The organism is Halobacillus litoralis, from assembly GCF_009856415.1.
Taxonomy (GTDB): Bacteria; Bacillota; Bacilli; order Bacillales; family Halobacillaceae; genus Halobacillus; species Halobacillus litoralis_C.
Genome location: NZ_WMEZ01000001.1, coordinates 647,685 through 661,092, shown reverse-complemented (window position 1 = coordinate 661,092; position 13,408 = coordinate 647,685). Strand labels below are relative to the sequence as shown.

The window sequence follows — 13,408 nt, the reverse complement described above, 5'->3', positions numbered from 1 at the left end:
CTCATTCTACTCTTAAGAGCTGTGTTTCCTCAAGGGGGAGATATTTAAAACGATGGATCATCCATAAAGGGAATTGCTTGATCCGTGTCCAATTCTCCATAAATCCTACTTGGAAGAGACGGTTTTCCATTTAGCCAATGACCGAATGAAATTTCGGAAGGTACCGTATCTCCACCGAGGCCGAAATGAAGAGTTAATGATTCAGGACTGTAGCAGACTGTATGAATCGTCCCGGTCCATTGTTTATACCCATGAGAAAAGATCGGACCAAAGGAGTCATTCAATAAATGAAAAGCCTCTAAACCATGAAGGATGTAGGCTTGACGACTTTTAAGGTCATCCAGTCTTTCCTGTGAATCAGACAGATGCCTCCGATTTTCCTTGTCAATGTCTGTGAAGTGATTGGTACACGCCACCCCCTCTTTTTCGATGACCCTGCGAGGAGAGCCCTCAATGATTTTCGAGGTGCCTTCTGCATCAAAAACAACATAGTTAAACGAATGTCTATGAGGGAGTTGTTTCAATAGGAGAACCGCTTCGCTTGCTGTTTTGCATGTTTCCAAGACCATCCTTGTGAGTAAACAACAAATAAACCCGTCTTCCGGGTGGATTCTATTTACGAAATTATACCCGATGCAAAGTCCATGCTCATTCATGCCATCTGTGCGTCCTATGATACGCTGGGATGGGCCAATGCTCGCATAACCATCTTCGGGCTGAAACAAAACCAAACGACCCTCATACGTTTTGGGATGATAATCGTAATTTCTTGCAAAGTACCCCTTACCCGTTAAAATGGAACAGCCTGAACCTTCCCAATCCTGCTGATACCCGCTGTATTCATGAATGACTTCTTCCAAAGACCATTGCAACCCTTCAGCAAGCCCCTTGAGTTCATCGAAGAGACCTTTGGAATAATGGTCCATTAGTTCTTTTACAACTTGAACGTCAACATCGTATCGCAGCCTCGATCGTTTCCGTCTTTGTTCATGATGTTTATATAACAGCGTACGTTTTAAACGTTCTCCTTGTTCGTACCCGAAGTCATCATAACGACCGCGAAACGCGATCAACTGGGAATAGAAAGGTTTCATTGACCGGCCCATTCCTTGTGTAGCTGAGGATGGTGGAGGATGTGGTTGTGATCGGTTCCTTGAATGATGGTGACGTCAACATTCCAATGGTCTTTCACATAACGCTGGAACTCATCATGTAATAAAACTTCATCCTCACTTCCGACATAAATGGACACTTTATCCTTTATATCCTTCAGCAATTCTGGGGGGATTTTTTCTAGAAACCTTGAAGCAAGGAGGCGGAAGCTCAAGGTTAACTTTTCACTTTTGTTGAACTCATCCGGAATTTCCGCAACGGTCCTGTCGTTGAATTGATGAAAATTCATCTTATACAAAGTCATGAGAAGCATGACTTTTTTGTCGAAAACGGTATAGTCCACATCGGTTCGATCGGAGGACTTTTCAGTCGCCTCCTCACGGTACACCGGTAAAGTAGGGTGAAAAAAGGGAGCAATAAACAAATATTCACTTGCAGCGCTCTTGTTTTTTTGAATCAACCTCAACAGGTTGGCACAGCCCATGGAGTGTCCAGCCAGGGTAACTTTTTCATATCCTTTCTTTTCAATGAAATGGATGAAGTCAAATAAATCGTCATCATATTGACCAATATAATCGATGTCCCCTCTCTTAGGACTTTGATCGTAGCCTCTCAACACAGGAAAATAAATATCAGATTCACGTAAACATTCATCAGCAAACGCTTCATGATGATGAAACTCGGCTGTAATTCCGTGGATGATAATAATGGCTTCCTTGGCAGATGATGCGCTCTTTTTAAGAACCGCATATTGCAAACGAGTAAAATCTCTGGCTATATGACTGGACCAATGGGGCTCTGTCATTCTCTCCATCCCTTTCTATGCAAATACGCTCTGAATTCAGGCACTTTCCATTCTTCCAAAAATTTATGTTCAATCGATTTCATATAATTTTCCGAGAGATATTTCAAACCTCCGCGATGAATTTCTTCTGCATAATGAAAAGGGGGGGCGATTTCAGCTCTTTTTTCTATGACCGTAAATGAAAGAGCCTGGAAGTTGTTCCCATCATCTGATGTCACATTCACAATTGTCGGTCTGTAGACTTTCGTTTCTACCCCTTCCCTTTGGTATAAATACTCACGTGCCTCTTTTCCGACTTCATAGACAACCCCTTCCACGTAAGCTCCAGACTTTTCGGTAATGTCGGCTCTCGAACCGTCCTCAAAATGAGTGGAGAAAGCAAGCCTGTAATCGTTGAGCTTTCCCTTTCCTTTGATCGTAGTAAACAAATGGTCAACTCCATGGTCACATAGTCTGGAATTGTCCATACATGACCCATACGCAAAATAGTGGAGTTGGTCCCTTTGAATGTACCGATGGACTTTCCAATCATGATTGTGGACCAATTCACCGTGAGCTTGGCGCGGCCAATAATAGACAAACGCTTCCTTTACTCCATTCGGTGTAGACACTTCGCACGTCTCTCGTACGAAATAAGGGTCCTCCGCTTCTTTGGAGTAGCCTTCTAATTCATCCAATTCTTCTAGTAAAGACGATGAAATGTCGTACAATTCACCATAAGTGACCTTCTGTTCATCCTTTAGAAGAAGAGGATAGTAAGAGTGGCCCGTATATAGCGTACCTTTCACAAAAGCCTGTTCAGATAGACAGGTCGCTTCTTTCAAATAATGATGATTCTCCTGATTCTTACAAAGAGAACCGTAAACAAAAACGTTCATCTCAAATGTTCCTCCTACTGTAGATCTTTAGCTGATAAAAAACTCTTTGTTGATTCTGCATGAGCCACTGCCTGTTGAACTGCTTTTTCAACCGCCCTAACAGCCATGACCCCAAGGCTATTATAGTCACAAAAAATGTTACCTGCTCCTGCAAAAAACATCGTATCACCATCCACGAACGTATGGGAAGGACGGATTGTACGTGAGAGGCCGTCGTGGGTCATGCCCGCAAGTTTATTTGCTGCTGGTTTATCTACCTTGGCATTAGTAACGACGGCCCCGATCGTTGTATTTCCACGAAAGCGATTGGTACGACCTTCCATGATTTCATTCATCAACATCTCTTCAGTATTCAGGAACTTTCCATCTTTCTGCAGGCCGGCGATAATTTGGCCAGTTTCAGGGTTGATGACATCCCCAAAAGAATTAACGGCGACGACAGCTCCCACCTTCACGTCTCCGATCTGAATGGCATAGTGTCCCAACCCGCCTTTCATACTAAAAGAGGGTCCTTTTCCTTTTCCAACCGTAGCCCCTGCACCAGCACCATAATTCCCCTGTTTCAAGTAGGAATGCTTAAAGGCAGATGCTGCAGCTTTATACCCCATTGTAGCATCCGGACGCATCGCTTGGTCGTTTTCTCTCAAGTCAAATAAAATCGCCCCGGGGACGACCGGAACACGAGTCACCCCTACATCAAAACCAATCCCTTCCTCTTCCAAAAATCTCATCACTCCTGATCCGACCTCCAATCCAAAGGCACTGCCTCCAGATAAAAAAAGGCCATGAATTTGCTGAACAAGATTTTCGGATTTTAACGCATCGGTTTCTCTTGTACCAGGTGCCCCGCCCCGGACATCTACACCTGCCGTTGCGCCCGCTTGGCACAGAATAACTGTACACCCTGTGTGATGATCTTCACTTTCTTTTTGACCAAAATCGAATTCCTCAATTTCCGTGATATCGATCTCTTTCATATACGTCCACTCCTTTTCAAGGTTTGCCGAATTCTATTTATGGGGAAACAAGGGATAGATGAGGAGGTGGAAGAATGGAAAACAATCAAATTACTGTTCACGGCCATGTTCAAGGGGTCGGTTTCCGTGCTGCTACCAAACAGATCGCTGAACAGATCGGTGTTTCAGGATGGGTGAAAAACCAGCCCGATGGTACCGTTCTTATTGAAGCGGAAGGAGAGCATAGGAAATTACAGGATTTTATTAAAAAAATCGATGAGGGGCCGACACCATTCAGTAAAGTGGAAGCTCTTGACGTTAAAAATAAGGATGAAATCCACCATTATAAAAAATTTAAAGTCGTACAATGAAGATGACCGCATTCCTGCGGTCATCTTTTTTTCATTTACTTTTGATGCATCGGACGAACGATGACTTCATTCACATTCACGTATGATGGCTGGGTTACGGCATAGGCAACGGCACGGGCGATATCATCGGCTTCTAAAGGTTCCATACTACGGTTTTTGAACATTTCAATGACATCTCCGTCCGTAATGTGATCGGTAAGCTCTGTATCCACCGCCCCTGGTGAAACGTTCGTCACTCGGACGCCCGATTTAGAAAGTTCTTTTTCCATTCCCATGGAAAGAGCTTTTACCGCATATTTAGTCGCACTGTAAACGGTACTGGATGGAAAAACTTCATGCCCGGCAACAGAAGAAACATTGACGATGTGACCGGACTCCTGTTCAATCATTGTAGGTAAGCTTGCGTGGATCCCGTATAAAACCCCTTTAATATTGACATCAACCATCTGTTCCCATTCATCCACGTGGTCATTTTTTAAGAAGGAGAGCAACATGACTCCTGCATTATTAATGAAAAGATCCACCGTGTTGAACGATGCTTTCGTTTCGGAAACGAGCTTCTCTACATCTTCTCGCTTCGTCACATCTGTTTCTATCACTTTCGCTTCCACATTGTATTGTTCAGTAATTTCTTCTGCCAGTTCATTCAGCTTTTCTGCTCGTCTAGCTGCTAGTACGACATTCGCACCTTCATTTGCTAAATGATGGGCAATCGCTTTGCCGATTCCACTGCTCGCACCAGTTATGATCGCTGTCTGGTTTTTTAGATTTGTCATGATCGATGTCCTCCCTTGTAATCATTCCTTTTCTATCTACCCTGCACAAAGAAGAATTATTCACCCAAGAACCAACTGGCTCAAAAGGCCGCTTGATTTTTCGATAACATGGGAGAATGGTGTAAGACTCGATTTCAACATGTGTCCGTGAGGTGCATAAGGGCGGAGGGGGATAACTCTCTTTCAGAGGAAGCGCGGTTAGCCTCCTCGGAAAGAGAGTCCTGTAGGGTCTTACCGAGCACTTTTTTCCCAACAGGAGTCTCCTCATTCCCCTCCGCCCTTTTGCCTTATCAGTGTCTCGAAATCACTTCTGGAAATCGCACCTTTCCATTGGGTGGACGAGAATAGTTCTCTGCACCGCGGGTCAGGAATTTGAGTTCCTAATGTTGGCTATAGAGCACTTCCTGCGTACAGCGCAAAGGTAGAGGAAGACGGCCCTTCCCGGTATAAGGAAGACGAGAATTTAAAGGGGATATGAAAAAGACCGTCTCTATGGAAAAGAGACGGTCTGGTTATGATACTTATTGTTCTTCAAAGAACTTACGGTTAATCTCGATGTATGGAGTTTCTTCTTCTGGTACCTCGTCCTCGATATAAATCGCTTCAACTGGACACACCGCTTCACACGCACCACAATCTATGCAAATCGCAGGGTCGATATAAAACATATCTTTCCCTTCTTCGATACAATCAACTGGGCACACATCCACGCATTCTCCAGCTTTTTCATCTTTACAAGGGGATGTAATTACAAAGGCCATATCTATTTCTCCTCCTTCTATAGAATTTCGTGTGCTTATAAAATACTATTCACGCTTAGTGGCTAAGATAAACACCACAATATACTATAACGATTTTGATAAAAAATCGCAATTCTCTTAGTCGTTCGACCATTTTCGCATCTAACGGAAAAAGAAATGGAAAGAGTGAACTCAGTCTTCCCAAATGCGTTCGACTGTATATTCTCCCCCTTGTTTTTGTACAAGAAAAACATCTGGACGGGAGAGCCGCTTCCATTCATAAAAACCGATTTCACGGTTATATTTTTGCAGTAATAAGGCGAGCAAGTTCCCATGAGTAACAAGGAGAACATTCCCACAATCTTCATTTTCAAGTTCGTCAATCAGGGAAAGGACACGTTTCTTCGCTTCTGTAGAGGATTCCCCTCCCGTTAATTTCAGCTCAGGATCGACGAACGTATCATGAAGGACTTCTTCCCAGTCATCCAGAGGTTCATGGCTGAGGACACGTTCCTCTAATCGTTCATCCATTTCGATGGTCACATGATTTTTTCTGGCAAAAGGCTTAATCGTTTCGATCGCACGCAAATATGGACTTGATAGGATACGGTCGATGCTATGACCGTAATTCTCTAAAAAAGTCGCGAGCATTTGGGCCTGCCTGATGCCCGTCTTTGTTAGTGGGGAATCTTCGTGCTGACCTTCTGTTTCACTGTGACGCACTAAAAATAATTTCTCCATTGCTACCCATCCTCCCCTTTCCATCACTTATGTCCATTATGGCTGATGGAGCGAGTGTTGACAAGGAAAGTTGTGGAAGACATCACTTCCGATAAACACACTTTCCTCTATGCCACGTTTCCAATACTTTAATATCCTTCAACTTTTCAGGTTCTATTTCCTCGGGATGCTTGTCCAGGAATAGAAAATCAGCTTGATAACCAGGTTCTATTTTACCCTTTTCTTCTTCTCTATATTCGAGCTCCGCTGGGGTTTTTGTAAAACTTAGGAAGGAACCCTTTACACTTATTCTTTCCTGTGGCATCCAACCGCCTTCAGGGTTTCCATTTAGGTCTGTACGATTGACAGCCGTGAATATGGTCGTGAATGGATTCAGAGCACCGATGGGTAGGTCAGAGCTCAACGTTATTGGAATATGCTCTTTCAAAAGACTTTCATAGGCATCACAGTAGGGCAAAAGGCTTTCGGGTGTCCATTTCCCTTTTTCACTCCACTCATCCAGAAGGAAAGACGGTTGTGTTTCAATGTAAGGTTTCAACTCTCTCAACCTGGCGATCAGATCGGGTGCAAGCGTCTGTGCATGGATGATCCGGTGTCTTAAGCGTTTCGTAGCCTCTTTGGATTTCTCAAGAGCTGTAACTGCCTGCTCAACAGCGCGATCTCCGATGGCATGCATAGCGACCTGCATATCATTGTCGCTTGCAAATTTGACCATATCATCCAGCTGCTCTTGCGTATAAATCAACCGACCGTCTGCACTGGGCTCCACAGGATAAGGGTTCCTCATGGCCGCTGTATAAAGGCGCTGGGTACCATCCAAGAAGATTTTGAAAGACCCTACCGTTACTTGAGGGGTTCCTTGTCCTGTGCGAAAATCATTTTCTGTTATATATTTTTTCATGTCATTGATATTGAATACATAATGGTGAAGCTGAGCATCGATCGGCAATGCTTCTTCTTGTTCCAGCTCTGTATAGGCTTGCCACAACCGCTCATAAGAGCCGATGAAGTTAATATCATCCGTATGGACAGATGTGATGCCGTGCTCACTAAGATGGGGCAACGCTTTTTTTAATGCCTCTTTTGCATCTTCAGCAGAACGTCCCCAAAAGTGATGTTTGATGTAGTGGACCGCCGTGTCTTTGAAGCGGCCATTCCAATTGCCATGTTCATCTTTTTCTTTGAATTCATCCGGTTCTTTCTTAAAGTCCTCTTCTTCTTTCAACAATTCCATCGCTTGTTCACTGATGACACATTCATGGCCATCTTGGTGCATGAAATACATATAGGCATTCACTTGAATTTCATTTAAATCTTTAGCTGTTAAAAGGTGGTCTATATCGTCAAAGTTTCCATCATTGAAACCCTTCCCAAAGATCCAATCGTACTGTTGGAGTTCATCATAATGGTTCTCAACAACAGCTTTCATTTCTTCCCAGCTCGTCACTTGGGTAAGGTCTAATTCTTTTTTTAACAGCCCGTAACGGAGCAGATGCATATGACTATCACTGAAGGAGGGAGAAAGGACTCGCCCTCTTCCATCTACGACATCTTCCTCACCATTGTAAGGGGAGTCATAAATGGCCTCAATCTTCTCTCCTTCCACTTTAATCGCATAAGTGCGGTCCCTCTCATAGGTTTGATTAGGCTGATAAATTCTAACGTTATCCAAAATCATGGCATACTCTTCCTTTCAAGTACTTTTATTTAAACTTACCCCACTTAATCTTTTGTATAAACATGGGAAGAAATCCCTATTGAGAAATTTTTTTGAGAGGATGGATAGGAGATTTGCAGACATACAAAAAGCCAGGGAACGAGTCCCTGGCTTATCATTCATTCAAACTTCTTTGAAATACTCCTTATAAAAACCGCCCATACGGCCGGAATTATCAATGACAAAGTAAAACTCTTCACTTTCGTTTTTCACATCATACACTTTGCCTGGAGTAAGTACATTGTTCACGACGAATTTTTTTGCATCGTTATGAACACATTCAATTTGCTTAATGGTTTCGTTGTTTTCCCAATTTTTATGAATCATAGAACATCCTCCTTGTTCTTCGTGTTCCTATCATACAACGAACAAAGGGATGACTCAATATAACAGCTGATTAAAATTGACCTTTATACCATTCAGCCGCTGTTTTCACTTCATTTTCTGTTAATTGATGTCCCATCCGCTCCCAATGGACGGTTACATTCGCGCCGGCCTCCGTCAATAGCTCTTCTAAATCTTTTGTTTCTTGAGCTGGACAGATCGGGTCATTTTCACCAGCTCCGATAAATACGGGAAGACCTGGTTGTTCAGGGAGTTCAATCCCTCTCCGCGGTACCATCGGATGAAACAGCAATGCCCCACGCAAGCTTTCTTTATAATGAAATAGAAGACTTCCTGCGATATTCGCTCCATTAGAATATCCGGCAGCAATGACATGGTTTCGATCGAACCCGTATTCTTCACTCGCCTCCTGGAGGAATTCATTTAATTCATCGGTTCTGGCAATCAAATCCTCTTCATCGAAGACTCCTTCTCTTAGACGCTTGAAAAAACGTGGCATCCCGTTTTCCGATACATTCCCTCTTACAGATAGAACCGATGCATCCGGGTCAATCATCTCTGCGATCGGCAGCAAATCTTGTTCTGTCCCTCCTGTACCATGAAGAAGCAGCAAAGTACGTTCTGAATTACCTTTTCGGAAAATATGTTTCATATTCATTGTCCGTCATCCCTTCTGGGTTAATTTACATAATATTTTTATGGGAATCTAATCTTATTCTAAATTTATTTTATCTTTAATTCGAGATAATGTCAAAACTCATGTTCTTAGTTTTTTGAACAACCAAGGAAGTAGAAGTACGATCATCAATAAACGAATCGTCTGCAAAGAGCTGACAATGGCGGGTTCGCCTCCCGTTTGTTCCGCAGTGATAGCCATTTCAACAAGACCACCAGGCGCGAGAGCCAAAACAGCTGTTTTTACGTCCATGGTTGTCCACCAGCTCAATACAAAAGCCATCCCAATTCCTATTCCGATCATAGAAACAGCCAAAACGAAAAAAGCAATGCAAGTTTTTCCAGCTGAAATAACCTCTCTTAAAGATACCGTATGCCCCAAGTATGTGCCTAAAAGGAATTGCGCAAGCGTGAAAAGCACATCAGGTAAAGGATAGAATGGGACACCTGATGTCTGTAGTGAACCTATAAAAAGCATGGGTAGGATGACGAGCGAAGCAGGAATCCAGTCTCTCAACTTCCAACCTATGAAAGCAGCTACCACGTATAAAGGAAGGGTATAATAAGAGCCTTGATTCACCCCTCCCTTTACACTGGCAACGACAGTTGATGAACCATCAAACGTTCCATGGGTAACGTAAAAAGGAATGATAAAAAGCACGCTGATTAAACGTAACGTATGGAAAATCGTCACAAGTGCACTATTTCCTTTCATCGATTCGCTAACGGCAATCATGGCAGACAGACCGCCTGGAGAACTACCCACAAGCGCAGTCGTTTTGTCTACCGTCCCAAACGTGGCAATGTACAGACCCGCTAGTAAGCTGAGGGCAATCATCGCTGATGTCAGAATGGTATAAGGGAACAGGTAGGGTCCGATGGAACGAAACGTTTCTGCACTGAATGTAAGACCAATCTGGACCCCGAGTAGAACAAAAGCGATGTTTTTTGCTACTGGTACCGTGTCAGATTCCAATGTCGTGAAGTATTTAGCGAATACAACGAACACAACCGGGCCCAGGATCCATGGGATCGGAATGTTCAGGAAATCGAACAAAAGACCTCCTGGCAATGCGATCAAATAAGTCTTCCATATGTTCGAAGCTTTCATGGAGCCACCGCTCCTTTCAGGAAATCTATAAGATCAACGAGGATTCAGAGAAATACAAGAAACCGCTTCCTGCTGGGGAAGCGGTTTATCTATTCGTTTTTCACACCATATTCGATCATTCTGAACAGTTGATCCGTCATTTCTTTCACCCCAAATTTATGCCTGGTAGGAAATAATATGGAATGGAAAATGAGATCAGCCACCATCTCGCTTTCTATATCCTTTTTCCAAATGCCTGTATTCTTCGCATCATCGATCCAGTTCAACATTTGGTCATACGTTCCCATAAGGTCCTCATGGATTTTTGTACGATAGAATAAGGCCAGGGTATGATCACTGCTTTGCAACTCTCGGATCATCTGATCGATATGATGGGTTTCTGCATGATCAAGAAAAATGAACAAAAGACGGTAAAGCTTTTTATTTGGCGGATCTGTTTCCGGAATCGATTCGATTTGTTGGGTCATCTCTTCCATCATATTTCTCATGTAGGAGAGAATGAGATCTTCTTTATTTTTAAAATATTCGTAGAGGGTACTTCTGCTCACCTGGAGCTCTGTCGAGAGTTTTTTAAAATGAACCCCGTGGATCCCCTCTTTCCTGAGCAAAACGCCTGTCTCTTTTAAAATTTCTTCTTTTGTAAGAATTCGTTTTCTTCCCAATTCGGTACCTCCTCAAGCTTCCTTCATTATATCATCATCAAAGGTGAGAGGGGTATCCGTAGAATTTCATTGAAAAAGGTACGTCAAATATCCATATCCTCTTTCTTCCATCTCTTCTTTAGGAATGAACTGCAAAGCAGCTGAATTGATGCAATAACGTAATCCTCCGTGATCTTTAGGTCCATCTTCAAATACATGGCCGAGATGGGAGTCCGCCCGGTCACTTCGGATTTCCGTACGAAACATTCCGTGAGACCGATCGACTTCTTCTTTCACCTGCTGCTTTTCAATAGGCTTCGTAAAGCTTGGCCAACCACAGCCTGCATCATACTTATCTTTGGAACTGAACAAAGGTTCACCTGAAACAATGTCAACATAGATGCCTTCATCTTCATGATCATGAAATTCATTTTGAAAAGGACGTTCTGTCGCATTTTCCTGTGTGACTTTATACTGGATATCCGTTAAGCGTTGCTTTAGTTCTTCCTGATCCTTTTCATAACTCCAACGATCTTTAATGAAATCCGCCCTTCCAGAACCTTTCTTATACCGTTTGTAATGAAAACGATTTTTCTTATAATAATCTTGGTGCTTATCTTCCGCAGGATAAAACGTCTCAGCCGGCAAAATTTCCGTTACGATCGGGTCCTTGAATTTCCTAGAGGCTACAAGCTCTTCTTTACTCTCTTCAGCCACTTGCCTTTGTTTTTCGTTGTGATAGTAGATGGCTGTCGTATAAGAGTGGCCTCGATCGGCGAATTGACCACCGGCATCGGTGGGATCGATTTGCTGCCAGAAAAGCTCAACAAGCCGTTGATAAGGAAAAATGGCCGGATCGAACGTGATCTGGACCGCTTCTCTGTGACCCGTGGTTTCTGTGACGACTTGCATGTACGTCGGGTTCTCTGTATGCCCCCCTGTATACCCTGAAACGATGGATTCGATTCCAGGACGTTCATCGAACGGTTCGACCATACACCAGAAGCATCCCCCTGCAAATGTCGCTTTTTCTAATTGTCTACTCAATATATAACCTCCTAAAGGGATAGGTTTCATTTCTATATGTGGATATGTTCTTATTCTTGCTAACTCTACAAAAAAAATCAAGCTACACGCACAGCCTAAATGTATAATTTAGGCTGTGATGCACCTTGAGATCGTTTTTTCTCTTTTTTATCAAGAATACTCGTTGATTCCCATTCCTGAGAAACAGACGGTTTCTTACTGCTTTCGTCCAATGGTACCAGACTCTCATCGTCATCATCATCTGGTTCATTCATGATTTTCATCATATTGATCATAGCAGGAATGTTTTTCAGCATCGGTCCGTATTGCTGCATCATAGGTGCTGCCGATTGCATGGCTTTCAGGGCCGTCTGCATGTGGCCAAGCCATCCAGCGCCGCCTGTTTTTGCAGCTGTTCCTGCAGCACCAAGAGCTTGTGCACCAAAACCAGTACCTCCACCTCCACCGAGAACTCCTGGGAGTCCAGAGCCGAAACCTGTATTTCCTAAAAAGCCTGGAGCTCCAAAGCCGCCAAAACCCCGGCTACCCGCATTTAGATACGGAGCCATCGAGCGCATCATTTGAGGTGCCGCTTGCTGAAACCCTTGGAACTGGCCCATAGGAGGGTAAGGCGGTTGACCTGTCGGAAACATAAAAACCCCTCCGAAACGTTAGAATACTCTAGCATATGCCTTTATTATAAACTGGTTTGGGCTCCTGTCTCTGTGCGGGCAGGTGGTAACGACCAATCCACGGGAGCCAACCCGTTATTGGATAAAAACGTATTCGCCTGAGAAAAGGGCCGACTTCCGAAAAAGCTCCTATGTGCGGCAAATGGACTGGGGTGAGAAGAAGTCAGTACTAAATGTTTTTCTCGATTAATGAAAGAGCCTTTCTTTTGTGCCTGTTTCCCCCACAAAAAGAATACAACCGGCTTCTTTCTTTCATTCAATGATTGAATGACTGCATCTGTGAATGCTTCCCATCCTAACCCTCTATGAGAGTTCGCTTCCCCTTCTCTCACTGTTAAGACATCGTTTAAAAGAAGCACCCCTTGTTCTGCCCAAGAATGAAGGGAGCCATGATCTGGAGGTTGAACACCCAGATCTTCCTTTAGTTCTTTGTAAATATTGCGAAGAGATGGTGGGATGCGGTTGCCCGGTCGGACTGAAAAACTGAGCCCATGCGCCTGGTTCTTTCCATGATAAGGATCTTGGCCAAGAATCACGACTTTGGTTGACGCATATGGTGTGTAGTCCAGGGCTGCAAACACATCCTCACAGGCAGGATGAATAGAGTTAGTCTCGTATTCTACCTCAATCATACGCTTCAATTCTTTAAAATAGTCTTTGGTAAACTCTTCGTTCAAGTGATCCGCCCAATCATTGGATAGTTGAGTCATCTGATCACCTCCTACATGAGTATTTCCCGTTGGTAATTTTCAGATATTTCCCGGGCAAGCGCAAAATATGACAAGTAACTATCTTATTTCCCTTAACATGAGCAAATAATT

Annotated in this window: 16 protein-coding genes; 1 reads left to right on the top strand and 15 read right to left on the bottom strand. The window is 43.5% G+C overall.

Going from position 1 to position 13,408, the window contains the following annotated elements:
• Positions 1-44: 44 nt before the first annotated feature.
• From GLV98_RS03595 to GLV98_RS03580, 4 genes are read right to left on the bottom strand one after another with little or no spacing between them, the layout of a single operon-like run.
• Positions 45-1,094 (bottom strand): C45 family autoproteolytic acyltransferase/hydolase, encoded by a 1,050-nt coding sequence (locus GLV98_RS03595; protein WP_160912163.1) that lies wholly within the window; start codon positions 1,092-1,094, stop codon positions 45-47.
• A complete protein-coding gene (locus tag GLV98_RS03590) occupies positions 1,091-1,918 on the bottom strand; it encodes an alpha/beta hydrolase (RefSeq protein WP_160912161.1) in 828 nt (275 codons plus the stop codon). Before GLV98_RS03590 ends, GLV98_RS03595 begins: the two co-directional genes overlap by 4 nt.
• Complete coding sequence (locus GLV98_RS03585; protein ID WP_160912158.1) at positions 1,915-2,796, bottom strand: gamma-glutamylcyclotransferase; 882 nt, start codon at positions 2,794-2,796, stop codon at positions 1,915-1,917. The genes GLV98_RS03590 and GLV98_RS03585 overlap by 4 nt, the downstream gene beginning before the upstream one ends.
• Positions 2,797-2,810: 14 nt before the next feature.
• Entirely contained in the window at positions 2,811-3,773 is a 963-nt protein-coding gene (locus GLV98_RS03580) for a P1 family peptidase (RefSeq protein WP_160912156.1), read from the bottom strand.
• Positions 3,774-3,847: 74 nt separating this feature from the next.
• Here GLV98_RS03580 and GLV98_RS03575 point away from each other — a divergent pair, with 74 nt between their 5' ends.
• Positions 3,848-4,123: an acylphosphatase gene (locus GLV98_RS03575; RefSeq protein ID WP_160912154.1), complete on the top strand. Its 276-nt coding sequence runs from the start codon at positions 3,848-3,850 to the stop codon at positions 4,121-4,123.
• 35 nt (positions 4,124-4,158) lie between these two features.
• On the opposite strand, the gene GLV98_RS03570 is transcribed toward GLV98_RS03575, so the two are convergent.
• The 11 genes from GLV98_RS03570 to GLV98_RS03520 all read right to left on the bottom strand — a co-directional run bounded on the left by GLV98_RS03570 (position 4,159) and on the right by GLV98_RS03520 (position 13,297).
• Entirely contained in the window at positions 4,159-4,899 is a 741-nt protein-coding gene (locus tag GLV98_RS03570; RefSeq protein ID WP_160912152.1) for an SDR family oxidoreductase, read from the bottom strand.
• Positions 4,900-5,420: 521 nt separating this feature from the next.
• The gene (locus tag GLV98_RS03565; protein ID WP_089652514.1) at positions 5,421-5,660 is read right to left on the bottom strand and encodes an indolepyruvate ferredoxin oxidoreductase subunit alpha; all 240 of its coding nucleotides are present in this window, start codon (positions 5,658-5,660) and stop codon (positions 5,421-5,423) included.
• 171 nt (positions 5,661-5,831) lie between these two features.
• Entirely contained in the window at positions 5,832-6,380 is a 549-nt protein-coding gene (locus GLV98_RS03560; RefSeq protein WP_160912149.1) for a histidine phosphatase family protein, read from the bottom strand.
• An 82-nt stretch (positions 6,381-6,462) separates the two neighbouring features.
• A complete protein-coding gene (locus GLV98_RS03555) occupies positions 6,463-8,058 on the bottom strand; it encodes an amidohydrolase (protein ID WP_160912147.1) in 1,596 nt (531 codons plus the stop codon).
• 162 nt (positions 8,059-8,220) lie between these two features.
• Complete coding sequence (locus GLV98_RS03550) at positions 8,221-8,424, bottom strand: DUF6501 family protein (RefSeq protein ID WP_089652517.1); 204 nt, start codon at positions 8,422-8,424, stop codon at positions 8,221-8,223.
• Positions 8,425-8,494: 70 nt separating this feature from the next.
• Positions 8,495-9,094 (bottom strand): alpha/beta hydrolase, encoded by a 600-nt coding sequence (locus GLV98_RS03545; protein ID WP_160912948.1) that lies wholly within the window; start codon positions 9,092-9,094, stop codon positions 8,495-8,497.
• 105 nt (positions 9,095-9,199) lie between these two features.
• Positions 9,200-10,228, bottom strand: coding sequence for an AbrB family transcriptional regulator (locus tag GLV98_RS03540; RefSeq protein ID WP_160912145.1), 1,029 nt, complete (start codon positions 10,226-10,228; stop codon positions 9,200-9,202).
• A gap of 89 nt (positions 10,229-10,317) precedes the next feature.
• Positions 10,318-10,890 (bottom strand): TetR/AcrR family transcriptional regulator, encoded by a 573-nt coding sequence (locus tag GLV98_RS03535; protein WP_160912143.1) that lies wholly within the window; start codon positions 10,888-10,890, stop codon positions 10,318-10,320.
• A 66-nt stretch (positions 10,891-10,956) separates the two neighbouring features.
• On the bottom strand, positions 10,957-11,916 hold the full coding sequence (gene msrB, locus GLV98_RS03530) for a peptide-methionine (R)-S-oxide reductase MsrB (RefSeq protein WP_160912141.1): 960 nt from the start codon (positions 11,914-11,916) through the stop codon (positions 10,957-10,959).
• Between the two features lie 95 nt (positions 11,917-12,011).
• On the bottom strand, positions 12,012-12,548 hold the full coding sequence (gene vrrA, locus GLV98_RS03525; protein WP_160912138.1) for a VrrA/YqfQ family protein: 537 nt from the start codon (positions 12,546-12,548) through the stop codon (positions 12,012-12,014).
• Positions 12,549-12,592: 44 nt separating this feature from the next.
• Entirely contained in the window at positions 12,593-13,297 is a 705-nt protein-coding gene (locus GLV98_RS03520) for a uracil-DNA glycosylase (protein WP_160912136.1), read from the bottom strand.
• Positions 13,298-13,408 lie beyond the last annotated feature (111 nt).